This is a genomic window from Exiguobacterium sp. SH1S1, from assembly GCF_004337245.1.
In the GTDB taxonomy this organism is placed as follows: Bacteria; Bacillota; Bacilli; order Exiguobacteriales; family Exiguobacteriaceae; genus Exiguobacterium; species Exiguobacterium aurantiacum_A.
On sequence record NZ_SJUZ01000001.1, the window covers coordinates 1,115,407 to 1,140,653 of the forward strand.

Genomic DNA, 25,247 nt, shown 5'->3' on the forward strand with positions numbered 1-25,247 from the left:
AGCTCACGCTATGAGAAGGACGAGTAACCCCGTGGTGCCACCTTCGTTGGTTCATATAGAACCCGCTTCACGGACAATCATCCGCTTCCCCGTGATAACGGTGGGTAACCCGCTAAAGCCTACTAAAAATTTCGGTTTAGAGCTCGGAAGTCCATTCGCGACGTCCCACATACTGATTCACACCAACCATCAGCTCTCTGTCATGCGGGGACCGTCGTTACTTCTCTTCGTCGACGCCTTTGTTCGTTTCAGTTAAGTTAACTCGTACTATACCGTTCCCGATTCATCCTGTCAAACAAAAGTGTGCAAAAAAACTTTGCTTCTATAAGTGCGGACGAATCGACCGCATGTTTCAGAACGTCGCAAGTTGACACGTGATTTTTTTGTCTGCTATAGTCGTCCCCAACAACACTTCACTCAACTAAAGGAGATTTGACTTTGGAAACTAGTAAACTAAAACGTGAACTGTCGACCCGACAGCTCACGATGATCTCGCTTGGCAGCGCCATCGGAACGGGCCTCTTCCTCGGAAGCGGCCTCGCCATCCAAACGGCAGGACCGAGCGTGCTCGTCAGTTACGCCATCGGGGCGTTTATCGTCCTCTTGCTCATGGGTTGTCTCGCCGAGATGACCGTCGCTCATCCGACTTCAGGCTCGTTCGGCACAATCGCCGAGCGTTATGTCCATCCGCTCGCCGGCTTCTTGGTCCGTTACTCGTACTGGATCGCCAACGTCCTCGCAATCGGGGTCGAAGTGAGCGCAATCGCGATTTACATGCGCTACTGGTTCCCGGATGTGAACGGATTCGTCTGGGTCGCCGTGTTCGGCGGATTGCTCATCTACGTCAACGCTCGGCACGTCCATACGTTCGGGACAACCGAATACTGGTTATCATTCATCAAAGTCACTGCCATCATTCTTTTCATCGTCCTCGGTGCGGCCGCACTGTTCGGCCAACCGGGCTCACCAATCGAATCGATCACGACCGGAAATGAAGGGTTCTTCGCTTTCGGATTTTACGGCATGTGGGTGACAATTTTCATCTCGCTCTTCAGTTTCCTCGGGACAGAGCTCGTCGCCGTCACGGCCGGCGAGGCGAAAGACCCGGACCGCGCCGTACCGAAGGCGCTGCGGGCGACCGTTTTCCGCTTGACGTTCTTCTATTTGATCACGATCGCCATCATGCTCATGCTCATCCCATGGCAGCAGGCTGGTATCGATCAAAGCCCGTTCGTCCTCGTCATGCAGCAGTTTGACGTGCCTGGCGCGGCTAGCATTTTGAACTTCGTCATCTTGGTCGCCGCCTTGTCGGCGATGAACGCGCAATTGTATGCCTCGACGCGCATGATGTACTCACTCGCAGAAGCTGGCGACGCACCGCGTATCTTCAAAAAAGTAAGCACCAGCGGGATTCCGATGCCTGCCTTGTTCGTTTCGACAGGCGGGATCGTCCTCGCGGCACTGCTTCAAGTATTCATGGAGACGTCGTATCCGTTCCTCATGGGCATCTCGATGTTCGGAGCGATCTTCACATGGTTCATGGTCTTCGTCTCACACTTATTCTTCCGCAAAAAATGGACGGGGCGTAAACTCCCTGTCCGTATGATTGGCTATCCGTTCTTACCGCTCCTAGGTGCCGGACTGCTGCTCAGCTTAATGATCACGACATGGTTTACCGATTTCAACATCTTACTCAAGTTCGGGATCCCATGGTTGGTCGGCTTAACGATCATCTATCTCGTTCGCGAGCGATTCCGTAAGACTGACACAAAACAAGACGACATCGAGCAAGCTAATTGAAAATAGTGCCTATCCGCAATGGATGGGCACTATTTTTTCGCAAAAACGAGCACCCGTCGCGATTGACGAGTGCTCGTTTGTTTAGGATTAGAAGAACTGACGTGGGTTGACGGTGCTACCGGCGCTCGAAGACGAGTACGAGTAGCTGCCTTGGTGGATTTCAAAGTGAAGGTGCGGGCCTGAAGAGTTTCCAGTGTTCCCGAGCGTTCCAATGTTTGATCCTTGCGTCACACGCTGACCAGCGCTAACTGATACCGAGTTCATGTGCGCATAGACAGTCGTCCAAACTTGACCGCCAATGACGTGGGCGATCATGACGTGGTTCCCATAAGCGCCACCCCATCCAGCCCGGATGACCGTTCCAGTTGCCGAGGCCCGGATCGGTGTACCGACTGGTCCAGCGATATCGACACCGTTATGGAACGAATAGCCGAACTGTCCGCTTGCCGGTCCGAAACCTTGCGAGAAACGACCAGTCGTCGGTTGAATGAATTTCGCGCTCGATGGTGCCGGTGCCGAAGCTGTCGGCGTAGTCGGTACCGGTTTTGGTGCCGGTGCCGGTTTTGGTGCCGGCTTTGGCGCTGGCTTAGGCTTAGGTGCCGGTGGTGCAGCCGGTTTAGAAGCTGTCACATTATTTTGTGTCGTTTGGTTTGAAGACGACGATGACTGGGAATTAGTATTACTGTTCTGCTTTTTCTGAGCAGCAGCTTGTGCAGCAGCAGCTTTAGCCGCTTCTTCTTGACGTGCAGCTTCAGCTCTCGCTTCTTCGGCTTGTTGCGCGGCCGCTGCTTTGGCAGCCTCAGCTTGGCGTGCCTCTTCAGCTTTACGAGCCGCTTCTTGACGTGCTGCCTCTTCCGCACGACGACGCGCTTCTTCTTCTTCACGGCGCTGTGCTTCGATTTCAGCTGCAATCGCTTCTTCTTGAGCGATCAACGTCGCTTCGATTTCTTGTAGGTCGAAGATTTGCGTTTCAAATTCGATATTTTTCTCTTCGAGTTCTTTGATGCGAGCTTCACGCTGTTTCATCTTCTTCTCGAGTTCGGCTTGACGCGCTTCGAGTGCTTTCTGTTGCTCTAGAAGTGAGGCCCGCTCTGCTTTGAGTGCGGCTTGTGCTTCTTGAAGAGACAGACGTGTCGCTTCATAGTCGTTGAACAACTCTTGGTCGCTACGTTGGATCGTACCAGCCGTGATCATGCGTGTGATCAAGTCAGAGAAGTTTTTTGATCCAAAGATGAATTCTGCCCAGTTGATTGAACCGCCACCGTTCGTTTGCATCGTGGCCATCCGCTCTTTCATCATTTTTTCTTGAGCAATCATCTTTTTCTCGTAACCTTTAATGTCCGCTTCGAGATCTTCAATCTTCATCTCGGTACGTTTGATTTCTTGGCGTTTCGCCGCTACGTCGTAGATGATGTCTTGAAGCTGAGCGTCCATTTTATTGACTTCTTCTTGTACCTTCGAGATTTCTTTAGTGTTCTGTTCGATTTTCGAAGACGTATTCGATTGATTCTGTTTGACGCTATTGCGTTGTTCTTTAACTTTTTTCTGTTGCTCTTGCTTCTCTTTGATTGTCGTCGAGGCATCGGCTACCGAGTGCGTGCCGAGGAGCAAGGCGCTCAGCGTAAGTGTCGAGATCGTACGTTTCCAATTGATCAATGCAGACATCCTTTCTAATTTGACGGGCTAGTTTTACATACTCTATTTAAGTTCGTCGTTTTGCTATGTAACAAAAACGATTAATTTTTCAGTTTCAACACGACTAATTATATCGAAGTGTCGAATGTTTTCCTGTTAAAGTTATATTTCACTTTGATTACGACAAAGAAGAGGGAAAGCCGTTGGCATTCCCTCTTCTTTGTATTTCAACGTTTTTTCGATTTTTTATGGTTTGAAACGTTTCTGTAATAGTAATTGAAAACCGTAAATTATTTACCTTATTTCGAAAAAGCATATTCCAGCATTTTTTCTAAACTCATCCATTTCCAAAAAACGTAAAAAAGGTCAGTCTGACTTCTCGCTCAAGGCGAAGATGACAGGACTGACCGAATGTTCGTTGCGGGTGTGAAATCGAGGGGTCTCACACGTCTAATCATACAGACGAAGTGTTAACGCTCGATGGATATTTCGTTACAGTTTGAACGCACCGATGATGACGAACACCCATGCCGCGATGAAAAGAACACCGCCGATCGGTGTGACCGCTCCAAGTTTCGTGATACCTGTAAGCGCCATGACATACAAGCTGCCCGAGAAGAACAGGATGCCGGCAAACATGAGCCAACCGGCTGTGTTGAATTGACTGATACTCACTTTCGTCAAAATACTAGCAAGCGCAATGATGCCGATCGCATGGATCATGTGGTACAAGACCCCCGTCTGCCAGTTCGCGAGCATGTTCGGCGCCAGACGCTCTTTCAATGCGTGGGCCCCGAACGCGCCGAGTGCGACACCGAGCGCCATCAAGGCAGCACCGGTAATGAGTAATAATTTCATACGATTTCCCCCTTATCTCACTTTTCGTGCTGGTAAATTCCACTTCCGATAGTAGGATATCACTCGAAGCGTCGCGACGACAATCAATAACGCATACACCGGAAGTCCGCCTTCGAGCCGGAAGTAGTATGTGACGACCGCGATGATGATTGCCCAAATCGCGTACACTTCCGCCTGCAAGACGAGCGGCTTGCGCCCCGCGAGCAGGTCGCGGACGACACCACCGCCGACTCCGGTCAGGACGGCTGCCGCAATCGCTGCTGACAACGGCAAATCCAATTTAATGGCCACTTGCGCCCCTTGGAAAGAGAATGCGACCAAGCCGATCGCATCGACGATGACGCCCCATCTTTCCCAATGCGGCAAGACGACGCTCGGGAGCAGGAAGATGAGGAGCGCGACGAGAAAACAGAGAATAAATAAATCGTTTTGTTGCCAAATCAAACTGACGGGGTTGCCGAGCAAGACGTTACGGATTGCCCCACCGCCGAAAGCCGTCGTGAAAGCGAGCAACCAAACTCCAAAAATATCGTACTTTTCGTCCATCGCGATGATGGCTCCACTCGCCGCGAACGCAATCGTTCCGACGACGTTCAATAATTCCCACTCCATAAACATCCCTTGCCCTTTCTCGAAAGCATTATATGGTAAAGTAAAGATACAAAAAATCAGATCAGTCGAGCGACTGCTTGTAAAGGATGTCGGTATTTTTATGAAACGAATCGCCTTGTTCCGCATATGGATCATCGTCACAATGTTCGCCCGATTCATCATTAAGATTTATTCGTTCTCTCGCAAACAGCAGCAGGGTCTCGCCTCTCCGGAAGAGTACGAGGCGCTCATGTTGCAGCTCGCCCGCGAGTATAAACGTAACGCGCTCCGCCTAGAGGGACTGTTGATCAAGCTCGGTCAATTTTTGTCGATCCGGGCCGACTTGCTGCCGCCGTCCGTCCTTAATGAGTTGTCAGAGCTCGTCGACCGCGTACCGACGTCAGGTTGGGACAAGTCTCGTGCCATCCTCGAAGCCGAATGGGGCGTACCGTACACCCAAGTCGTGAAAGACGTCGGCATCGACGCCGTCGCCTCCGCCTCGATCGGCGAGGTCTACGGGGCCACGCTTCTTGAAAACGGGAAACGGGTCGCGCTCAAAATCCAGCGCCCGGACATCGAAAAAATCATCCGTACCGACTTCAAAGCGATGCGAATCGTCACGACGATGCTCAAACGGACACCGCTCGCCAAATCGACCGACTTAGATAGCTTATATCGCCAAATGATTTTTGTCATCGGGGATGAACTAAATTTCCAAACCGAATTAAAAAACGCGCTGTATTTCAAAGCGAAATATGCTGAAAATCCAGATGTTTATATCCCGGGCTACTACGACCATTTATGTACGAATCGGGTATTGACGATGGATTGGGTCGACGCCCGTCGCATCACCGATATTGCGTTCTTAAAAGAAAACAATATCGACCGCTCCGCTCTCGCCGAACGACTATTTACGATGGCCGCGGAACAACTATTATTCGGCGGACAGTTCCACGCCGACCCTCACCCTGGGAACGTCCAGATCCGGGCCGACGGAACGATCATCCTGCTCGACTTCGGCATGGTCGGCTCGTCGACCGCGCAAGATATGGCGACGATACGGAAGATCTTGCAGGCGTTCATCTCGCTCGATTACGACGGTGTCGTCGATGCCCTCGAAGACTTGCGCTTCTTGTTGCCGACAGCGAATAAACATAACATCCGCCAAGCGATCGAAAAAGCGGTCACATTCTATTTAGAGACCGACATTAATACGGTCGATACGAAATTGATCGAAAAAGTACTCCAAGATATCCAACTGCTCGTGAAGAACGAGCCGATTCAACTGCCGGCCGAGTTCGCCTTCTTCGGTCGTGCCGCCTCGACGTTGCTCGGGATTTTACAGATTCTCGACCCGAAAATCGATTTGTTCACGCTCGGTAAACCAATCGTGATTCAATGGCTCGAATCAGACGGGACGACAATCCAAAACCGCTACGTCATGACGGCGCTCAACTACGGCAAGAAACTGTTGAACGTACCGCCGTTGCTCGAGAACTATTTGAAAGAGCCGACCCGGAAACGGTTGTCTGAGCAGGCGATGTTCCAACGCGAGCTCGAATCGAAAGAATTGCTCCATCGCCAGACGTTCAACTCGGGTGTCATTGTTCTCGGATTGCTCGTCGGTCTGTTCGGCTACATCCGACCTGACGAATGGCTATTTTGGTCGGGTGGTGTCGTCGCCGTCGTCGCCTACTTTAATTCAAGACGCCTCGGTCGAAAGATTCGCCATTTGGCCCGTCAAGATTTTCGTGTCTAATCAGTCCGTCACTCAAGCGAGTGACGGTTTTTTGTCGTGCCTCGCTGTAAAATTGTGTATGTTTTTTGAAATCGGGTACTTTTACAATGTGACCTAGATGAAAGGGGAGAACACGATGCGAGCTGAGAACAACTTCATTAACGGTGACTGGATCGAGACGAATGAGACGATCGAGGTCCGAAATCCGGCGACCGGTAACGTAATAGCAACCGTGACAAAGAGTGACGAGACCGAGGCTGGCCTCGCTGTCGACGCGGCCCAGGCCGCTTTAAAAGACTGGCAGCAGCGGACAGCCGAAGACCGGGGCGCCCTACTGCTCGAATGGCATCGCTTGATCGATGAAGAGACGGAAGCGCTCGCGCGAACGATGGTCGAAGAACAAGGCAAACCGCTGAAAGAAGCGATCGGCGAAATCCGTTACGCCAACGGATTCATCGAGTGGTATGCCGCGGAAGGACGACGCGTCTATGGTGAGACGATCCCTGCTTCTTCAAACGAGAAACGTATTTTCGCGATCAAACAACCGGTCGGCGTCATCGCTGCCATCACGCCATGGAACTTCCCGGCAGCGATGATCACCCGCAAATTGGCACCGGCTCTAGCAGCCGGTTGCACCGTCGTCTTGAAACCGGCCTCGGCGACACCGCTCACAGCGATTGAACTCGTCAAATTGGCCGAGAAGGCCGGTTTCCCGAAAGGTGTCATCAATCTCGTGACCGGCAGTGCCGCTCGTATCGTCAACGTTTGGCAGCACGATTCACGTGTGCGCAAGCTGACGTTCACCGGGTCGACCGAAGTCGGCAAGACGCTCATGCGCGGTGCCGCCGACACGATGAAGAAGATCTCGCTCGAGCTCGGTGGCCATGCCCCGCTCATCGTCACGGCGAAAGCGGACCTCGACAAGGCCGTCCCGCAAGCGATCGCGACCAAGTTCCGTAACGGTGGACAGACATGCGTCTGCGCCAATCGGATTTACGTCGAGAGTTCGATCGTCGACGAATTCTCGGAGCGGTTCATCGAGGCCGTGCAAGCGCTCAAGGTCGGGAACGGGCTCGACGACGGCATCGACATCGGTCCGCTCATCGACGAGGCTGCGGTCGAGAAAGTGATGAAGCACCTCGAGGACGCCCAAATCCGTGGGGGTGAGATCACGGGCGGCGAACAGCTTGACGGCTTGTTCGTCCGCCCGGCCGTCGTCCGCTATGCGAACGAAGATATGCTCTGCATGAACGAGGAGACGTTCGGGCCCGTCGCCCCGATCGCTTCGTTCAACACGCTCGACGAAGTCATCGAGCGGGCGAACGCCACGCCGTTCGGCCTCGCGTCTTATATCTTCACACAAGATATTAACGAGGCCCTTTACTTGGCTGAATCGCTCGAATACGGGATTGTCGGCGTCAACGATGGCCTGCCTTCGACCCCGCAAGCGCCGTTCGGCGGATGGAAACAGAGCGGTCTCGGCCGTGAAGGCGGTCATCACGGCATCGAAGAGTTTTTAGAAGTGAAATATATTTCGCTTGGACTATAAAAAAAACGCCTGTTGAATTTTTTCAACAGGCGTTTTTTCAGTTGTCGAGCCACGTCACCAAATCGTTTGGCGTCGCGATCACATAATCGGCGAGCGCCCACTCGTCCTCGTTCCCGAAGCCGAATCCGGTCAAGACGACCGGGAAATCATGGGCCCGGCCCGCTTCGACGTCCGACTTGCGGTCACCGACCATGACATAATGTGCATCTCCGTGGCGCAGGCGGTGCGCCGTCAAAATATCGGCCTTCTTCTCGCCACCAACCGATTCGAGACATTCAGGTGCCGTCATGAACTGACGGATGCCTTGCGTATCGAGAATCAAGTTCATATAGTGAACGCCACAGTTGCTTGCCGTCGTCAACGTATGCCCGTTCGCGCGAAGCGTCTCAAGCATGTCGTAGATGCCGTCAAACAAGACGTTTTGCCCCGCCATCGCCTGCTCGAGCGTCTCGTGACGAAGTTTGCGGATGAGACGGATCTCTTCACGCGTCGCCTCCGGGATGACGTGCTCCCAAAAGGCGTCCCCAGCCAAACCGTAGCCAGACCGGACCGCGTCCTCGCTCGGCTTTTCAAGATGCGGAAGCTGTTCGAGCGCCTCGTGAATCGCTTTCGTCATCGGAACGGTCGTGTCAACGAGCGTCCCATCGATATCGAATAAAATGACTGCCATGTCGGTATCCCCTCTCTCTTTCCTATTCTCCTACCGTAGCAGACTCGCTTCCAAATCAAAAGTAGAAACATCAGCCCACAAAAAAACGGCTGAACGAAATCGTTCAACCGGTTGTTGCTCAGCCGCGCCAGAAGCTCATGCCGCCTTTGACCGAGTAGACGTCTGTATAGCCCGCACTCTTCAGCATCGCCGCTGCCCGTTGGCTCCGCATCCCGCTTTGACAGATGACGTAAACGGGACGTTCTTTATCTTTTGGGTATTGTGCTGCCGCGTTACCGAACCCTGAGAGCGGTACGTTTTTCGCTTGTTTAATGTGCCCGCCTTTATATTCGTGCGGCTCCCGCACATCGAGCAGTTGAATGTTGCGCTCTTCCGCAATCTTTCGCTTCAACTCGTCCGTCGATACTGTTTTCGTGCTGTTTCGCTTCGTCCACCAAAAATAAATCAATCCGATCACCACTGCGACAAACAAAAAATCAAGCATGGGCACGCCTCCGTTGTTTAAAAGTTTTAGTATCTCCATTATACCCCCTATGGTATATAAGTCAATGTGGACGCCTCATAAAAAAAGCCATGCCACGAGGGCACAGCTTAGAAATCGAGCAGCGAATCGGTTTTAGGTTCGTCTTCATCCTCTAGAGGGATGCCGAGGAATGCGGCCATTTGCCGGTCTAACGGTTGCTTCGGCTCCGCCGAGACGACAGGTGCCTGTGCGACAGGTGCGGCGGGTGTCGTCTCCGCCAACATGAGCTCACAGTAACCCATCAACTTGGCCAGATGGCGCTTTTGCGTCTCTCCACTCGACTGTTCGATTTGACTCATCACGTGTTTCATTTGCGCGATGACTTGTTGCTCAGTGATCATAGGTCGAACACATCCTTTTCCCTCTCATTTTGAAGCAAACCTGTCCCTCGCCGCAAGTGTCTTGCTCGGCTCAGTCGGATTCAGACCGTGTCTCGACCCATGATGTGAACGCCTCGAAATCGAAACGGACTTGATTGGCATAAAAACGAGCCCAGCGTGAGATTTGACGCACGAACAACGGCAGCGCGTCCCCGATGGCTTCCGCAATCTGTTCGCTCGCCTCATACTCGAGAACGTTCGCGTCCGCATCGGCCCGGGCATGGATTTTCGCCGTGATCTCGGCTTGGACTTTTAACGTTTCGATCAGCGACGATTCGTTCTTGATGTGCTTCGCTTTCACTTTCCGTTTGTAGGGCGAACGTTGCCGCACATAATACTCGTTGCCGTCGATCGTGAAGTAACCGAGATACGGGTCTTGGCTATGCACCATGGCACGTTGGGCAGCGATGACCCGCGCACCTTCATGGGACAGGCCGTCCTCGAACAACGGATGGGTCGGCAAAAACAAGGACGGGACGGCCGATTGCGCTTGCTTCATCTCTAAGATGACGTCCTCGTCATGTTCCTCGTCGGCCCCTTCGATCAAGATATAGTAACGTTCGAGCCCGATCGAGGCCGTCCCGCTCTCGCGTTTAATGGCGATGTCTTTGATGTCGTAATGATCGGCGTGATGGCGATGCTCTCCCGACAACGAGTTCAAATACTCAGGCCAAGCCTGTTTGATTTTCGTCGCCGTCTTCTCGCTGACCGGTATTAAGTCATCGCTCGTCGCGAAGTAACGTTCTTCGTCCCGGACTTCGGTCCGTTCCGACATGAACGCGTCTTGCTTCTTCTCTGCCTTCTTGATCACTTTTTTGATGGCTTTAGACGTATTCGCTTTCGTGAACTGCACGTCTTCGTCTTTCCCTTTCGCGTACCGTCTGATGGCGAGCGCATACGTCTCGGCGTATACTTCAATCGCTTCGTTGGAATCGAAGCCCGATTCGGCGGCGAACAAGTCGACAGAAATGGCCATTCTGAGCACATCGAACAAATACGAACCGAGGTACGCCTCATCAAAGTCGTTCACATCATAAAGGATCGTCCCAGCCCCGTCTCCGAACACCCCAAAGTTTTCAAAGTGAAGATCCCCTTGAATGAACGTCGGATAGGCCTCGCTCGTGTCGAAAGCAAGCGGTACTTTCGCAAAATCGTAATAGAACAAATGCGAGCTTCCGCGAAAGAACGAGAACGGGCTCGTACTCATCTTGTCGTACTTTTCACGCCGCGCCGTTTCGGTCAGGTTCCGGATCGAATGATCGTAATAATCTAGAACCGTCGCGATCGTATCACGGCGAATTTGTTGTTTGACGGATGTGAACATGGCTGTCTCCCCTTCATGCGTCGAATAGATGTTTGTATTCCCCGTATCCCGCAGACTCGAGCTCTTCTTTCGGGATGAATCGGAGCGAAGCCGAATTGATACAGTAGCGTAAGCCGCCGAGTTCTTTCGGACCATCGTCAAATAGATGACCGAGGTGACTGTCGGCATGCTTCGAACGCACTTCCGTCCGGACCATGTGGTGCGTCGTGTCCATGTTCACATCGAGCCGCTTCTCTTCGATCGGTCGCGCGAAGCTTGGCCAGCCACAGTTCGACTGGAATTTGTCACGGGACGTGAAGAGCGGCGTACCATCGATCACATCGACGTACAGCCCTTCCCGTTCCTCATCCCAATACTCGTTTTGAAACGGCGGTTCGGTCCCGTTCTCTTGCGTGACTTTGAACTGCATCGGTGTCAGACGGTCTTTCAGTTCCTGTTTTTGTTTCTTATCGCTCCACGCCTCTTTCACAAACTTGGCGCGACCCGAGCCGACCCGGTACATCTCGTAGCGGAACGGATTTTTCTTATAGTAGTCTTGATGATAGTCCTCGGCTTCCCAAAACGTCTTGGCCGGACGGATCTCGACTTCGATCGGACGTTCGAACCGTCCCGAATTCTCGACTTCTTGCTTCGAGCGTTCGGCCGCGTCCCGTTGTTCTTCCGAATGATAGAAGATGGCCGGTCGATACGATTCGCCGCGGTCGTTGAACTGTCCGCCCCCGTCTGTCGGATCGATTTGTCGCCAGTAAATCCGAAGCAGCTCATCGTATGAGATGACCTCCGGGTCGAACGTCACCTCGATCGCCTCTAGATGACCCGTCGTCTCCGAACAGACTTGTTGGTATGTCGGATTGTCGACGTGTCCGCCTGTGTAACCGGACACGACTCGTTCGACACCTTCGTATTTATGAAACGGTTTGACCATGCACCAAAAACAGCCTCCCGCAAATGTAGCTTTTGCCATAATGAATCCCTCCTTACTATGTAGTGTACCCAAAAAAGCACGCCGACAACAAAAAACGAGAACCCCAAACGTGTTCTCGTCTTCAGTCTTCGACCCGGTTCATATGGCGCATCACTAAAAATAAAATCACACCGACGATCGCTGCCCCGAGTATGGTCAACACCAGGTTGTTTCTTGCCGATAATGTGTAAAAGATGGCTAAACCGATTAAGATGAGCGCGATCGGAATGAACGCTCGTTTAAAATGATCCCAATAACGCACGGACAGTCCCCCTTTTCATCTATCATACCAAACTTTTTTGCTATTATAGAGAGGAAGATACAATCACGGCCAGAAGGAGGACCCATCCATGGATTTTGACCAGTTGTGGGCGAACCGCCCGACTTTGTTGTGGGAAGACCGGCTGAACGAAGGCGACGACGTCTATACGCTGTCGGCGATCCTCGCTGTCGACGCCGCGCTCCGGCGTTATACGAGCGCGTTGGTACATTCCGACGGCACAGAATCCTCGATCCTATCGGCAGTCCGCGATGTCGTCCTGCGTTTGAACGGCCTCGACGAAGAGCACGACCATTTTATCGAGACGCTCGAGCGTGAAGAGCTGTACGACTTCATCCGAGCCGGTGCAGCCATCGCCGGGTATGAAACCGATGAAGACGTCACGGAGGAATGGCGTGAATGGTAACAGTTTGACGATTCATCGCGATTCACAGTTGTCATACTTGAATTAATGATTTCTATCTCGCACAAGGGGACACGTGTATGCTCACCATCATCAACTCTTTTTTCATCAACCTTTGTATTCTGTTCACCCTGTTCACCATCTCATTCTTGCCGTTTCGTAACCGGCCTCGAATTACGCCGCAGTCACCTTTAAAGTTGCGTATCCTGCTCGGTATCCAGAGCGGTCTCATCGCCTTGATTTTGCTCGCGAACGCGCTTCATCTCGAAAAAATATTGATCGACCTTCGTTCCATCCCGATTATGCTCGCCGTCTTGTTCGGCGGATGGATGAGCGGTGTCGTCGCCGGTATGTTGTTTCTCATCGGTCGTTTTTTCATGATAACGGATGGCGAATACGTCGGATTTTACTTAGCTATCGCGACGATGGTCGCACTCGTCCTGCCGACAAGTCTGTTGCGGCTCAAGCTCGACAACACCCGTAACACGCTCCTTGTCTTCACGACGATCAGCGTCGCCGCGTTCGGTTCGGCGCTCTACTATGCCCTCCCGCTCGAGCTGTTCTATCCCATTTTATTCGTCTATATCGTTATGATCTACGCCGGGGCTTGTGCCGCTTATCGCTTGCTCCAAGAGCTGAGACGCCACTTTGAGAACGTTCAGCATCAGCAGCAACTCGCCCGTACCGACGCTTTGACCGGCATCGCCAACCGCCGTCTGTTGAATGAGGCGATGGCCAACTTGACCGTCGAGGCGGAAGCGTACGCCCTCATCCTCGTCGATATCGATCACTTCAAACGCGTCAACGACACGTACGGTCATGATGTCGGGGACGACGTACTACGCGAGCTCGGCATGTTGCTCGTCACCGAAAGTGACGACCGACATCTCGTCGGTCGCTTCGGTGGTGAAGAATTTCTGATCGTCATGCCGAACGCCAAAAAGGACGAAGTGACCCGTCTCGCCGAATCTATACGAGAAAAAGTCTCGACGTTCCCATTCGAGACGAGTGCAGGCACGCTTCACATCACGGTCTCGCTCGGAGCCTGCCATTCGAACGATATCGAAGTCGATAGCGTTTTGAAGCATGCCGACGAAGCGTTATACCACGCAAAAGAATCTGGACGAAACCGTTTCATTTTGGCTTGATGAAGCCGATAACGTTCTCAAAACTTTACTAACTTTGACAGTTTTCCCGCTTTACTTTCAACTAGCGAATCGGTACACTAGGCTAGACTTTGGTTAGAATAAACATAATTAATCATAGATTTGACTAGAAAAAGGGGAAACACATTTCATGACAATATTGTTATCGCTATTCGGATTGATGTTCGTGGGATCGTTCGTCCTCGACTATCAACGTGGCAAGACGTTCCGACAGTCGCTCTTTGGGGGAGTCGACACAATCAAACAGAACCTACTCATCTTTTTACGCACGTCCCTTTCGATGATGATTTTCATCGGGCCGCTCCTGCTTATGTCCATGTTTGCCTTCTCAAAACTTGTGACGTTCGAGACGGTAGCCGCCTTTATGATCGCCGTGCTTAGCATCGGCTTCGCCGAGCGCATCATCGGGATGATCGTCGCCCCGCTCGTCCGGACGTTTTGGCATCAACGCGGCAAGCTGATGCCGCTCTATCTCGATGCTGGACTCTACGTCTTCTTGCTGTCGATTCTCATCTTGGAGTTTCTCATGAACATCCCGGGTGTCGAATTGAACGCACCGGCAGTCGCTGTATTTTACGCGTTCGCCTTGTTCTACATCCGTTATTTGTTCAGCTTGATCCGCTTTACACTCAGTAAAGGCGTCCCGTCAAACTGACTCGACTCGTATGACCTCGACCGCAGACATCCCGTCTGCGGTTTATTTTTATTTTTCCAATTGACAATGAGAATCGTTATCACTTATACTCGAGTTGTAGCTGCCACAGCTGGACGTAACCGTTCCCCAAACTTGTTACGGCCCGTGGATTCCCCTCCACGACACTCTTTTTGAAAGCATTGCGACAACCCCCATTTGTTGCACCCAGATTTGCCATATAAAAACGAGCGGCTCTCCGACGGAGCCGCTCGTTTTTTTCGTTCAGGCGAACACATCTTGTTCAATTTGTTTCAACTCATAAAACATGCCGCGGGCGCGCATCAAGTCGTCGTATGACCCTGACTCGATGATGCGACCTGCTTCCATGACGATGATTTGGTCGAACCGTTCGAGCCCGGTCAGACGATGGCTGACCATGACGAGTGTCGCCTCGTCCGCCTTCCGGAAGATTTCAGCGAACACATCGGATTCGGTCCGCGCGTCTAACGCCGACGTCGCTTCATCTAAAATCCAGAGCAACCCGTTCTTCAACAACGCCCGGGCGATGGCGAGCCGTTGCCGTTCCCCTCCGGACAAGTTCGCCCCTTTCTCGAGCATTGGCTCATCGAGCGCGAAACCGAGGCGGACGCTTCGCAGCGCCAGCTCCATCTCGTCATCGGAGAAGTCTCCGGCAAGGGCCAAGTTGTCTCGGACGGTACCGAAAAAGAAGTGGTTCTCTTGCATGACGACACTCGCTTGAGACCAGACCGATGTTTGTGTGACCTCATTCAAGCGCTGACCGTCGATTCGTACTTCGCCTGTCTCTGGCCTTACAAACGCGAGCAACAGTTGCAGGAGCGTCGACTTACCAGACCCGCTCGGACCGACGATCACGGTCTTCGATCCGCGAGGTAACGTCACATCAACTGTGTCTAGGACGGCACGGAACGTATCCGGATAGCGGTAACTTACGCGTTCAAACGAAATGTCAGGCGCCGTCTGAAGCGCTATGTCGTCACGGGCCGCTTCTGCCGCCACGAGGTGATCACTTGGTTCGACGACCTCGAGCAAGCGGTTTGCCGCTTGTTTACTATCGGCGTAGTGACCCGGGAAGACCGCCATCGGTGTCACGTTCTCAAACGCGGTCAATGACATCATGACGAGCATGGCCAAGAACAGGCCGTCCAGTTCGCCATCGACGACGAGGTAGGCACCGATCGCGAGCACGCCCCACGACACGAGCAGTGACGCGGCGACGACGAGCGACGAGTTGAAGAACTGGTTCGTCACGTCTTGGCGCTGTGCGGCGGCGTAACGATCGCTTCGAGCGAGCAAGTCGTCACGGGTCTGGCCGAGCTGGTCGTGCAACAATAAATCGCGGTACCCGTACATCATCTCGGTCACCCCGCTCGACAAATCGCCGCGCAAGGCCCGAATTTCCTGGTCATGCTTCGCTCGGATGCCGGCAAACAAGATCGGAATCAAAAAGCCGGTCACGAACACCCCGAACACGAGCCAAAGGCTGACCGTCATCGAGAAGAACGTGACGAAGAAGATCGTGCTCAAGAAGACGAGCACTAAGATGATTGGCGGATAAAACACCCGCAAAAAGTAGTTTTGAAGGCTTTCGACGTCTCCGACGACACGGGCGAGCAAGTCCCCGCTCCGGTATTTGGCGAAGATGTTCGGCACGAGCGGTTCGAGCTGGCGATAAAACCGGACGCGCAGTTCGCTTAAAATCGTGAACGTCGCCCGGTGTGACGCCAAGCGTTCGCGGTAGCGGCTCCCCGCCCGAATGACGCCGAACAGCTTGATCAGGACGACCGGCACCATGAGCGCATAGAGGGGCGGCACAAGGCCGGCCCGCGACACGAGATATCCACTCGCCGCGAACAAGGCGACAGCCGCGAGGCCTGCCGTATAACCGAAGAAGATCGAGAGGATGATATCCTTTTTCTCTTTCATCATCCATTTTGTGATCGTCCAAAGTGAGTTCATCCTCTCACCCCTTTCTGTAACGTGAACAAGTCGGCGTAGGCCGGGACAGCGAGTAACTGTTCATGTGTGCCGTTCGCGACGAGGTTCCCCTCGTCCATGAACCAAATCGCGTCCGCTTGCTTGATCGTATGGAGACGGTGCGCGACCGTGACAAGCGTCGCGTCACGCGACAACTCCTCGATCGAGCGCCGAACGATTCTCTCGGTCACCAAATCGAGACCGGTCGTCGGTTCATCGAACAAGATGATACCTGGACGCTTCAAGAAGGCACGAGCCAGGGCGAGGCGTTGCCGCTCACCACCGGACAATCCGTAACCGCCTTCTCCGAGCTCGGTATTCAACCCGTCCGGCAAATTGGCGATGACCTCGACGAGGCCGGCGGCTTCAGCCGCCCGCATGATGTCAGTCTCGTCCGCCGTCTCACCGAGGGCGATATTAGCGGCGAGACTCCCGGCGAACAAATACGGGTTTTGCGAAATATACCCGATTGTCCCGTACCAAGACGTATCGGTGAACGATTCGAGCGGCTCCCCGTCGACGAGGACGCGGCCGCTGTCCGGTTTCACAAGACCGGACAGCACGTTCAACACGGTCGTCTTGCCTGATCCGCTCGCGCCGACCAGGGCGACGTGTGACCGTGCCGGGATGACCCCGCTCAGCGGGTGGAGCGTGAAGCGACCCCCTTCATATTGGAACGAGACCGCATCGAGCACGAGTTCGGGCGTCCGGTTTGTTAGCGGTCTGTCTCCCCATTCGATACGATCGTCCGGGGCGTCGAGCGCCTCGAAGATGCGATCGGCCGCACCCATGCTGCCACGCCCCGTATGGAAGGCGCTGCCGAGGTCTTTGATCGCTAAATAGTATTCCGGGGCCAAGACGAGAATCAAGAAGCCGGCGAAAAACGTCAAGTTTTGCCAAACGACCATCTGGAGCGCCACTTCTAAAGCGACGACGCCGGTGCTGAGCATCGAGATGAACTCGAGCATGAGCCCTGACAAGAAAGCGGTCTTTAAGACGACCATCGTCGCGTCCCGGAAGTCGAGACTGCTCTTCTCGATTGCTTGCGCTTCTTGCTCGGCACGTCCGTATAGCTTGAGTGTCGTCAATCCTTGAAGGACGTCTAAAAATTTCCCCGAGAACTGGTTCATTTTCTCCATCTGCTCTTCAGACTTCTTCTGGGTCGCGATACCGATGATGATGAAAAAGATTGGAATGAACGGCGCGGTCACCATCATGATGACACCTGAGATCCAGTGCTGACTGAAGACGACGACGAGAATGAGCAGCGGGATGATCGATGTCTGGATGACTTGGGGCCAGTACTGGCTAAAGTAAGCATCGACCTCATCGACCGCATCCATATAGACACTGACTTTCTTCCCGGACTGTCCGGATAGAGACGTCTCGATCGGATTCGATGTGTAGCGGTCGAGCAGTTGACGTCGAAGCGTCCGCTTCGCCCGTTCCGACAAGTTGGCACCGATACGTCCCGAGACATACCCGAACAAGGCACGTGCGAGCAACGCGAGCACGAGCCAACCTAGAGACGGGATGACACTTTGGAACGATTCGTTTTTTAAAAATACTCGGTCGACGACGTCGACGATCAAATAAGCCTGAGCCAAGATGGACAACCCGATCATCACCGCGGCGATGACGAGCCCGACGATATGTCCTTTCTCGGCCAAAGCGAGAGCTTGCAGTCGTTTCACTGCGTTCATCCTTTCTAAACGTGCATGACAATTTTTCTTTGTGATGATTCTCACTAATTATAACTGATGTAAGTGTCCATAGCGAACGCTTCGCTTATCGAGACGTGCAAAAAAAACGCCACGAATGCAGCGTGGCGTCAGTGTGTCGCTTGTTCGAAATACTCAGGGTGCAACGTCACGAGTTGACGGGCGTCGAACTGGAGAATGTCTTCTTTTCGCAGTCGCGACAAGATGTGGGACACGGTCTCGCGCGATGTCCCCGACAGTCTCGAGATTTCAACTGTCGTGAACGGACAACGTACGCGCACACCGTCGGCTTCTTTTTCTCCGAGGTCTTCAATCAAGTAATGGATCGTATTGATCACCCGGTCGCTCGCGCTCGGCGTGATGATTTCCTGAACACGGCGTTCGTGAAGGTCAAGGATTCGATTCATCTGACCGACGATATGCAAGAGCATCGTCGCATTTCTTGAGACAAGCGCTTCAAAGCGATCCGTCGGCATATAAATGACTTCAATATCGGTCAGCGCTTCCGCCGAATGTTGGTAATACGTTTCCGTCAACAGTCCCCGGTACGGAAACAGCTGCTTCGGCTTCAAGTAGTCGGTGTATTGATGGGTCGCCGTTTCATTGCACCGCTCGAGCTTCACATACCCACTGATTAAAAAGTAAACGCGCTCACGCGGGTCGCCTTCCATGAATAAAAGCTGCCCTTTGCGGTACGTCCGACAGTATACGTGCGGTAGCAAGCTCTCTAGCTCGCGGCTCGTGCATTTATTGAAGATATCGAGTTGTCTTAAATCGTCGACTGTCCATTGCTGTCTCATGATCAATCCCTCGCTTCCCGAACTGTTCATCTTTCTTTTAGTATACGAGACCCATCTTGTGAAAACGCTTTCAAATTCCGACAGTTTTCTGACAAGACAAAAGAGGGGTTGCCCCCTCTCCTCAGTCGAGCATCAATTCCATGATCGCATCTTGCAAATCGCGTTCGAGTTCGAGCGCATGGAGATCAAACAGCCACGCTTCGAGTCTCGTCTTCGACGCCGCCATCCGGTAGAGGCGGTCTTTCAAATCGTAAGATATCTCGGCGCGGTCAATGAAGCGATACAGTCGCTCCAGTCGATGACCGTTGTTCGTCACCTCGACAGGGAGCGACACCGTCACTTCCTCATCAATTTTACCGAGTTCGAGTCGTAACGTCTGCGTCTCCGGTTTATACTCACCCGAACCGGTCACCCCGCGTACGAGTAATGTGACGGTCCGGTCTGACGGTAAGACGGACGTGTCACCCGTAACATGAACGTGCAGGCTGCGCTCGTCCCAGTCGAGGGTGAACGTCGTCTCGGCGTAAGCTCCGGTCTCATAAGCCCGGTCGGTCCCGTTATCCTCATACAGCGTGAACGTGTTCGATGCCCCTGGGAAGACGACGACTTCGAGATCGGTCGGGTTGTCGGTGTCGTTGCGTCCAGAGCGATGAGCGGCCAGCGGGACGATCGCTCCAGCTTTCGCGAACACGGCCTGTTCGTCAAGCCCACGGAACACTCGGATCGACTTATCACCTTCGTAGCGATGACCCGTAAAGAAGTCGAACCAATCGCCTGTCGGCAACCAGACGTTCGTCGCCGCGACGTGAAGCCGCTTGTTCATCGGCTCGACGATCGGTGATACGACGAGTTCACTGCCGAAGTAGTATTCATTCGGCACGCCATACGCCGCTTCTTCGTCGGGATGATCGTAATACATCGGGAGGATGAGCGGGAGCGCATCCTGATGATTACGCCGGTTCATCGTGTACAAATACGGGATGAGTTGGTGGCGGAGTCGTAAAAACGACTTCATCGACCTTTCGGACTCGAGACCGAAGCGCCACGGCTCTTTGCCGTTAAAGATACTGAACGTCGAATGCAAGCGCATAATCGGGCTGAACACCCCGAACGCGACCCAGCGCGCGGCGAGCTCATCGTCTTTCGACCCTCGGTAATGCCCGCCGATGTCGTGGCTCCACCAACCGTAACCGATATTCGACGCCGTCGCCGTGAAGTAAGGCTGAAACGCAAGCGATGCCCAAGAGATGAGCGTATCTCCCGAGAAACCGACAGGATAGCGATGGCTTCCCGGTCCGGCATAACGCGAGAAGATCAGCGGACGATTTCCGTCCCGGGAAATATCGGCCGCATGATAATGGTTTAACATCCACATCGGGTCGAGCCCTTCCATTTTCGATGTCGACCCTTGCTGCCAGTCGATCCACCAAAAATCGACGCCGTCTACCTCGTGCGGATGATGCATCTGTTCAAAATACGCTTGGATGAAGCGTTTATCAGAGAAATCGAATGGGATGCGATCCCCGTTCGACGGGTCGAGCCCCATCGCTTCGGCCATCTCCACGTATTGGTCTTCGAACGCCCGGACCCCGTCGGCTGGGTGCAAGTTCAGCGTGACGAGCAGGTTCTCTTCTTTCAACCACGTCAAGAAGCCTTTTGGGTCCGGGAACAGATTCTTGTTCCATGAGTAGCCGGTCCAGCCGCTCCCGTACTCTTCAGGGACGTCGGTGACGTGCCAGTCCATATCGATGACGCTGACCGAGAACGGGATGTCTTCCTCTTTGAACCGACGCATGAGGCCTTTGTACTCGGTCTCGTCATAGCGCCAGTAGCGGCTCCACCAGTTGCCGAGTGCTTTTCGCGGCAACATCGGTGTCGGACCTGTCAGCTTATAAAAATCGTGAAGCGCTTGCTTGTATTCGTGCCCGTAGCCGAAGTAGTACAAATCATGGATGCCTTTTCGTCTCGGCTCAACGAAGCGGTCGTCTGTCATGAGAAACGAGTCCGAGTCGTCGATGACGGCATAGCCTTGCTTGGAGACGATCCCCTCCCCGAGCTCGGTCGCTCCATCGACATGATCGAGCGTTCGGGCCGTCCCTTTCAGCGTCCGTTCCGGGCCGTTGAACGTGTAGCGGCTATAGTACGTACTAAAGTTCCCTTTCACGTCGACGTAGAGCGTGTTCGGCGCGAACGGTCCTTTCGTATAATACAGATGAACGTGATCGGTGATGATTTGCAGTTCACTCTCGTCCTCGATAATCCGGAAGTCAGGGACGTCATAGTCCCGGTTCCAAACGACTTGGGTCGGTCGGTCTTCGAACACACCGTCCTCGGCGTACTCCATCCGGATCAACTGGCTCGTCAATACCGTGAAGCGATAGCAGCTCCCTTGGACGACGGCACGTTCATCTGCAAGTGGCTTCATTTGCTTTGTGTATACGTTCTCCTGTTCAAATAGACGCATAAGTTCGAGCGTTGCCGCTCTTCGTCACATCCTTCCCCCATATTAGTGCAACCGTTTACACAGATGATGATAGCAATGTCAGGTTTGACATACAACAACCCTTCCCCTTGTTCGCGGTTCAAAAACGGCCAGTCCGCGTTATGCACAAAAAAAACCGTAGACGAGATGTCTACGGCGTTGATCATTGTTGGAGCGTCGCAGCGAGCCGGACTCTCGTCCCAACGTCTCCTCGGACAGCAGCGTGCGCCTGCTCGAGCGACGTGATGACGGATACGCGTCCCGTTCCCGACTCGGCAAACTGCAAGGCGGCCCGAACTTTCGGTAACATGCTGCCCGGTGCGAACTGACCTTCGGCGATATACGTCTCGAGTTGCTCGTTTGTCGTTTCGGTTAACGCGGCTTCCTCGGTCGTCCCGAAATTGACGTAGACGTGCTCGACGGCCGTCAAGATGAGCAACATGTCCGCTTCGACGAGTTCCGCGAGCTTCGCGGCGGCAAAGTCTTTATCGATGACCGCCTCGACCCCGACGTATCCGTCTGGCGTGTCGATGACGGGAATCCCGCCACCGCCGGACGCGACGACGATGTGGCCGTTGTCGACGAGGTCACGGATGACCGTATGCTCACAAATCGCTGTCGGGTACGGACTTGGTACGACGCGGCGATAACCGCGGCCCGCATCTTCTTTGAACACATGACCTGTCGACCGTTCGAGCACCGACGCTTCCGCTTCTGAATAGAAGGGACCGATCGGCTTCGTCGGGTGACTGAAGGCACTGTCGTTCGGATCGACGACACACCGCGTCACGATCGGGGCGACGGAACGTTCGAGGCCGCGCGACCGAAGCGCCTTCGTGAGGGCGTTCTCGAACCAATACCCAATCATCCCTTGCGTCATCGCCCCACAGACGTCGAGCGGCATCGCCGGCGTCGCCGCACTGTCCGCGGCCGCCTGTTGCAAAATCAAGTTTCCAACTTGAGGGCCGTTCCCGTGCGTGATGATGACGTCGACGCCTTCTTCGATAAGGGCGACCAACGACTGGGCCGTCGCCTCGACGGCCCGAATTTGAGCGCCCGCCGTCGCATCTTTTCCTTGTTGAATCGCATTCCCGCCTAAGGCGATGACTACTCGTTTGTTACGCATGCTCGATTCCCCCGATCATATGACTGAGATGTTGCCTGATACAATCCGTACGACTGCCAAGATCGCGAGTCCGGTCAAGATACCAGCCACGATCCATTCGGTTTTCGTCAACGTCTTAATTCCGTTCTCACGCTGCGCTTTAATATAGAGCAGCGTCCCTGGTGCATACAGAAGTGTCGTGAGCAGTAAATAGTCGATACCGGCCGCGTAGATCAACCAGATCCCGTAAATCGAGGCGACCGCACCGATAATAAGGTCACGCGTCCGACGTTCCCCGGCATCATAGCCAATCCCGTTTTTGGCGACTTTGACTTGGTAGAACGCCGAGAACGCATACGGGATCAAGATGGCGCTCGAAGCGAGTGAGAACGCAAAGTTATAAGCAGCGTCTGAGAACAGGAAGGTGAAGAGGAACAACTGAATCAACCCGTTTGTGAGCCAGAGTGCATTGGCCGGTGCGTTATTTTTATTCTCTTTCGTGAACCATTTCGGGAAGACACCGTCTTTACCGGCGACAAATGGGATTTCCGCCGCAAGCAACGTCCATCCAAGCCAAGCACCGAGTACCGAGATGACGAGGCCCCCGTTGATCAGCATCGCGCCCCACGGTCCGACAGCCGATTCGAGCAAGTACGCCATCGCCGGTTGCGAAGCGTTCGCCACGCTCTCAGGGTTCAGCAATCCGAGTGACATGATCGAGATGAGCAAGTAAATGACGAGCGTACCGAGTAAGCCGATGACGGTCGCTTTCCCGACGTCCGAGCGCTTACGGGCCCGGCCCGACAAGACGACCGCCCCTTCGACACCGATGAATACCCAAAGCGTGACGAGCATCGTCGACACGACTTGGTCTCTCACACTGCCCCACGAGAAGCCGCCTTGGCCCCAAAAGTCGAACGTGAAGTTATCGATATTGAAGAAGAACAAGGTGATGGTGATAAAGGCAAAAATCGGAACGAGTTTCGCGATTGTCGTGATGATGTTGATCATCGATGCTTCGTGGATGCCTCGTAAAATCAACGAGTGTACGAGCCACAACATGATGGAGGCGCCGATAATCGAGGCGATGTTTTGACCACCTTCAAAGATCGGGAAGAAGTAACCGACCGAACTGAACAATAGTGTGGCGTAGGCGACGTTACCGAGCCAAGCGGATAACCAATAGCCCCACGCCGAGTTGAAGCCGACGAACTGGCCAAAGCCGGCGCGAGCGTAACTGTATACCCCGCCGTCTAGGTCAGGGCGACGCATCGTCAAGTTCTGAAAACTGAGACCGAGCGTGATAATCCCGATACCGGTGATGACCCACCCGATCAAAATAGCTCCGGCGTTCGCGCCTTGGGCCAAATCGGCCGCCAAGTTGAAGGCGCCCCCTCCAATCATCGAACCGACGACGAGGGCTGTCAGTGCACCAAGACCTAACCGTTGATCTTTTTTGCCAGGACTTGCACCAGCCGAACCACTTGAGTCATGATCTAATTTAGTAGACATATAACTCATCCCTTCCGTTTAGTACGAATGAGGAGGACATGCCTCCTCGTTCGTCAGCGTTCGAGCCATTCAAACGTATCGGTGAGTGTCGCCGCCATGACGGCTTTGATCGTGTGCATCCGATTTTCCGCCTGATCGAACACGTATGAATGGCGGCTGCGGAACACCTCGTCGGTCACTTCCATCTCTTTCAGTCCATATTGTTCATGAATCGCTCGCCCGACCTCGGTCTCTAAATCGTGGAACGCCGGCAGGCAATGCAGAAACATGACGTCTTTATTTCCGGTCTTCTCGACCATGTCCATATTCACTTGGTACGGATGAAGGAGCTTGATCCGCTCTTCATATTCAGCTTCTTCGCCCATCGATACCCACACATCGGTATAGATGACGTCCGCATCAGCGACAGCTTCGTCGATGCTCTCCGTCAAGGTGATGCGTGCTCCTGTTTCAGCCGCGACCGAACGCGCGTAATCGACGACCTCGTCAGACGGCCAGAGCGATTTCGGCGCACAGATTCGCATGTCCATGCCGACTTTGGCACCACCGATCAACAGCGTGTTGCCCATATTGTTGCGTCCATCTCCAACGTAGACGAAACGAATGCCAGCCAAATCACCTTTTTGTTCTTTGACGGTTAAGAAGTCGGCCAAAATTTGCGTCGGATGATACAAGTCCGTCAAACCGTTCCAAACCGGGACCCCGCCATCCCGTGCAAGACCTTCCACCGTTTCGTGAGCGAAGCCACGGAATTGGATGCCGTCGAACATGCGTCCAAGCACGATCGCCGTATCACGGACCGATTCTTTTTTTCCGAACTGGATATCCGATTTCCCGAGGTATTCAGGATGCATGCCGAGGTCGATTGCCGCAACTGTGAACGCACAGCGCGTCCGTGTCGACGGTTTTTCAAACAAGAGCGCCACGTTCTTGCCTTCACAAATCCGGTGGGGAATCCCTTGTTTCTTTTGACGTTTGAACGCTGCTGATAAGTCGATCAAGTAGTTCAGTTCGTCCCGCGAAAACTCGTTAAGCGATAAAAAATGACGACCTTTCAAATCAAAGTTGAACGTTGTGGACATGTGTGTCTCCTCCT

General features: G+C 53.5%; 22 protein-coding genes and 1 other annotated feature. Of the genes, 6 read left to right on the forward strand and 16 right to left on the reverse strand.

The genetic code is table 11. The features are described from left to right. Positions 1–12: 12 nt before the first annotated feature. Positions 13–243: a binding site (T-box leader), on the reverse strand. A 189-nt stretch (positions 244–432) separates the two neighbouring features. Then, the gene (locus EVJ23_RS05630) at positions 433–1,800 is read left to right on the forward strand and encodes an amino acid permease (RefSeq protein ID WP_370252057.1); all 1,368 of its coding nucleotides are present in this window, start codon (positions 433–435) and stop codon (positions 1,798–1,800) included. Positions 1,801–1,887: 87 nt separating this feature from the next. Here EVJ23_RS05630 and EVJ23_RS05635 read toward each other — a convergent pair whose 3' ends face one another. The 3 genes from EVJ23_RS05635 to EVJ23_RS05645 all read right to left on the reverse strand — a co-directional run bounded on the left by EVJ23_RS05635 (position 1,888) and on the right by EVJ23_RS05645 (position 4,911). Beyond that, positions 1,888–3,465: a murein hydrolase activator EnvC family protein gene (locus tag EVJ23_RS05635; RefSeq protein ID WP_131464736.1), complete on the reverse strand. Its 1,578-nt coding sequence runs from the start codon at positions 3,463–3,465 to the stop codon at positions 1,888–1,890. Positions 3,466–3,927: 462 nt separating this feature from the next. Continuing rightward, a complete protein-coding gene (locus EVJ23_RS05640; RefSeq protein WP_016510107.1) occupies positions 3,928–4,293 on the reverse strand; it encodes a DUF423 domain-containing protein in 366 nt (121 codons plus the stop codon). Positions 4,294–4,305: 12 nt separating this feature from the next. Beyond that, positions 4,306–4,911, reverse strand: a complete 606-nt coding sequence (locus EVJ23_RS05645; protein WP_070329139.1) for a trimeric intracellular cation channel family protein — start codon at positions 4,909–4,911, stop codon at positions 4,306–4,308. A 94-nt stretch (positions 4,912–5,005) separates the two neighbouring features. Between EVJ23_RS05645 and EVJ23_RS05650 the strand changes: the two genes are divergently transcribed. Both EVJ23_RS05650 and EVJ23_RS05655 read left to right on the forward strand, forming a co-directional pair. Beyond that, entirely contained in the window at positions 5,006–6,643 is a 1,638-nt protein-coding gene (locus EVJ23_RS05650; protein WP_016510103.1) for an ABC1 kinase family protein, read from the forward strand. Between the two features lie 115 nt (positions 6,644–6,758). Then, on the forward strand, positions 6,759–8,171 hold the full coding sequence (locus EVJ23_RS05655; protein WP_131464738.1) for an NAD-dependent succinate-semialdehyde dehydrogenase: 1,413 nt from the start codon (positions 6,759–6,761) through the stop codon (positions 8,169–8,171). Between the two features lie 37 nt (positions 8,172–8,208). Here the strand turns inward: EVJ23_RS05655 and EVJ23_RS05660 are convergent, their stop codons facing one another. The 6 genes from EVJ23_RS05660 to EVJ23_RS05685 form a co-directional block, all read right to left on the reverse strand. Then, a complete protein-coding gene (locus EVJ23_RS05660) occupies positions 8,209–8,841 on the reverse strand; it encodes an HAD family hydrolase (RefSeq protein ID WP_131464741.1) in 633 nt (210 codons plus the stop codon). A gap of 118 nt (positions 8,842–8,959) precedes the next feature. Next, positions 8,960–9,325: a rhodanese-like domain-containing protein gene (locus EVJ23_RS05665; protein ID WP_070329175.1), complete on the reverse strand. Its 366-nt coding sequence runs from the start codon at positions 9,323–9,325 to the stop codon at positions 8,960–8,962. Positions 9,326–9,432: 107 nt separating this feature from the next. Continuing rightward, a complete protein-coding gene (locus tag EVJ23_RS05670; protein ID WP_131439374.1) occupies positions 9,433–9,705 on the reverse strand; it encodes a DUF5327 family protein in 273 nt (90 codons plus the stop codon). 70 nt (positions 9,706–9,775) lie between these two features. After that, positions 9,776–11,068, reverse strand: coding sequence for a DUF2252 domain-containing protein (locus tag EVJ23_RS05675; RefSeq protein WP_131464743.1), 1,293 nt, complete (start codon positions 11,066–11,068; stop codon positions 9,776–9,778). Between the two features lie 13 nt (positions 11,069–11,081). Next, on the reverse strand, positions 11,082–12,032 hold the full coding sequence (msrA, locus tag EVJ23_RS05680; RefSeq protein WP_131464745.1) for a peptide-methionine (S)-S-oxide reductase MsrA: 951 nt from the start codon (positions 12,030–12,032) through the stop codon (positions 11,082–11,084). An 82-nt stretch (positions 12,033–12,114) separates the two neighbouring features. Next, the gene (locus tag EVJ23_RS05685; RefSeq protein ID WP_016510109.1) at positions 12,115–12,294 is read right to left on the reverse strand and encodes a hypothetical protein; all 180 of its coding nucleotides are present in this window, start codon (positions 12,292–12,294) and stop codon (positions 12,115–12,117) included. A gap of 88 nt (positions 12,295–12,382) precedes the next feature. Here EVJ23_RS05685 and EVJ23_RS05690 point away from each other — a divergent pair, with 88 nt between their 5' ends. From EVJ23_RS05690 to EVJ23_RS05700, 3 genes are all read left to right on the forward strand, one after another. Beyond that, positions 12,383–12,718, forward strand: a complete 336-nt coding sequence (locus EVJ23_RS05690; protein ID WP_131464747.1) for a hypothetical protein — start codon at positions 12,383–12,385, stop codon at positions 12,716–12,718. Positions 12,719–12,795: 77 nt separating this feature from the next. After that, positions 12,796–13,863: a diguanylate cyclase gene (locus EVJ23_RS05695; protein WP_131464749.1), complete on the forward strand. Its 1,068-nt coding sequence runs from the start codon at positions 12,796–12,798 to the stop codon at positions 13,861–13,863. Positions 13,864–14,011: 148 nt separating this feature from the next. Continuing rightward, on the forward strand, positions 14,012–14,536 hold the full coding sequence (locus EVJ23_RS05700; RefSeq protein ID WP_070329148.1) for a hypothetical protein: 525 nt from the start codon (positions 14,012–14,014) through the stop codon (positions 14,534–14,536). A gap of 261 nt (positions 14,537–14,797) precedes the next feature. Here the strand turns inward: EVJ23_RS05700 and cydC are convergent, their stop codons facing one another. The 7 genes from cydC to argF all read right to left on the reverse strand — a co-directional run bounded on the left by cydC (position 14,798) and on the right by argF (position 25,233). Then, complete coding sequence (gene cydC / locus EVJ23_RS05705) at positions 14,798–16,513, reverse strand: thiol reductant ABC exporter subunit CydC (protein ID WP_070329149.1); 1,716 nt, start codon at positions 16,511–16,513, stop codon at positions 14,798–14,800. Next, entirely contained in the window at positions 16,510–18,234 is a 1,725-nt protein-coding gene (cydD, locus tag EVJ23_RS05710) for a thiol reductant ABC exporter subunit CydD (protein ID WP_131458991.1), read from the reverse strand. The genes cydC and cydD overlap by 4 nt, the downstream gene beginning before the upstream one ends. Before the next feature lie 128 nt (positions 18,235–18,362). After that, complete coding sequence (locus tag EVJ23_RS05715; RefSeq protein ID WP_131464751.1) at positions 18,363–19,052, reverse strand: Crp/Fnr family transcriptional regulator; 690 nt, start codon at positions 19,050–19,052, stop codon at positions 18,363–18,365. A 121-nt stretch (positions 19,053–19,173) separates the two neighbouring features. Then, positions 19,174–21,516 (reverse strand): glycoside hydrolase family 31 protein, encoded by a 2,343-nt coding sequence (locus tag EVJ23_RS05720; protein ID WP_131464753.1) that lies wholly within the window; start codon positions 21,514–21,516, stop codon positions 19,174–19,176. 181 nt (positions 21,517–21,697) lie between these two features. Further along, entirely contained in the window at positions 21,698–22,660 is a 963-nt protein-coding gene (gene arcC / locus EVJ23_RS05725; protein WP_070329152.1) for a carbamate kinase, read from the reverse strand. 15 nt (positions 22,661–22,675) lie between these two features. Then, positions 22,676–24,151 carry an arginine-ornithine antiporter gene (gene arcD, locus EVJ23_RS05730; protein WP_131439395.1) on the reverse strand — a complete coding sequence of 492 codons (1,476 nt, stop codon included), beginning with the start codon at positions 24,149–24,151 and terminating at the stop codon, positions 22,676–22,678. A gap of 53 nt (positions 24,152–24,204) precedes the next feature. Beyond that, the gene (gene argF, locus EVJ23_RS05735) at positions 24,205–25,233 is read right to left on the reverse strand and encodes an ornithine carbamoyltransferase (RefSeq protein ID WP_070329153.1); all 1,029 of its coding nucleotides are present in this window, start codon (positions 25,231–25,233) and stop codon (positions 24,205–24,207) included. Positions 25,234–25,247: the final 14 nt, after the last annotated feature.

Coding starts and splice junctions, on each gene's coding strand:
- EVJ23_RS05670 (WP_131439374.1), bottom strand. CDS start 9,705: ATGATCACTGAGCAACAAGTCATCGCGCAAATGAAACACGTGATGAGT.
- EVJ23_RS05720 (WP_131464753.1), bottom strand. CDS start 21,516: ATGCGTCTATTTGAACAGGAGAACGTATACACAAAGCAAATGAAGCCA.
- EVJ23_RS05635 (WP_131464736.1), bottom strand. CDS start 3,465: ATGTCTGCATTGATCAATTGGAAACGTACGATCTCGACACTTACGCTG.
- arcC (WP_070329152.1), bottom strand. CDS start 22,660: ATGCGTAACAAACGAGTAGTCATCGCCTTAGGCGGGAATGCGATTCAA.
- EVJ23_RS05640 (WP_016510107.1), bottom strand. CDS start 4,293: ATGAAATTATTACTCATTACCGGTGCTGCCTTGATGGCGCTCGGTGTC.
- EVJ23_RS05675 (WP_131464743.1), bottom strand. CDS start 11,068: ATGTTCACATCCGTCAAACAACAAATTCGCCGTGATACGATCGCGACG.
- EVJ23_RS05645 (WP_070329139.1), bottom strand. CDS start 4,911: ATGTTTATGGAGTGGGAATTATTGAACGTCGTCGGAACGATTGCGTTC.
- EVJ23_RS05655 (WP_131464738.1), top strand. CDS start 6,759: ATGCGAGCTGAGAACAACTTCATTAACGGTGACTGGATCGAGACGAAT.
- arcD (WP_131439395.1), bottom strand. CDS start 24,151: ATGTCTACTAAATTAGATCATGACTCAAGTGGTTCGGCTGGTGCAAGT.
- msrA (WP_131464745.1), bottom strand. CDS start 12,032: ATGGCAAAAGCTACATTTGCGGGAGGCTGTTTTTGGTGCATGGTCAAA.
- EVJ23_RS05660 (WP_131464741.1), bottom strand. CDS start 8,841: ATGGCAGTCATTTTATTCGATATCGATGGGACGCTCGTTGACACGACC.
- EVJ23_RS05715 (WP_131464751.1), bottom strand. CDS start 19,052: ATGAGACAGCAATGGACAGTCGACGATTTAAGACAACTCGATATCTTC.
- EVJ23_RS05690 (WP_131464747.1), top strand. CDS start 12,383: ATGGATTTTGACCAGTTGTGGGCGAACCGCCCGACTTTGTTGTGGGAA.
- cydC (WP_070329149.1), bottom strand. CDS start 16,513: ATGAACTCACTTTGGACGATCACAAAATGGATGATGAAAGAGAAAAAG.
- EVJ23_RS05650 (WP_016510103.1), top strand. CDS start 5,006: ATGAAACGAATCGCCTTGTTCCGCATATGGATCATCGTCACAATGTTC.
- argF (WP_070329153.1), bottom strand. CDS start 25,233: ATGTCCACAACGTTCAACTTTGATTTGAAAGGTCGTCATTTTTTATCG.
- EVJ23_RS05700 (WP_070329148.1), top strand. CDS start 14,012: ATGACAATATTGTTATCGCTATTCGGATTGATGTTCGTGGGATCGTTC.
- cydD (WP_131458991.1), bottom strand. CDS start 18,234: ATGAACGCAGTGAAACGACTGCAAGCTCTCGCTTTGGCCGAGAAAGGA.
- EVJ23_RS05665 (WP_070329175.1), bottom strand. CDS start 9,325: ATGCTTGATTTTTTGTTTGTCGCAGTGGTGATCGGATTGATTTATTTT.
- EVJ23_RS05695 (WP_131464749.1), top strand. CDS start 12,796: ATGCTCACCATCATCAACTCTTTTTTCATCAACCTTTGTATTCTGTTC.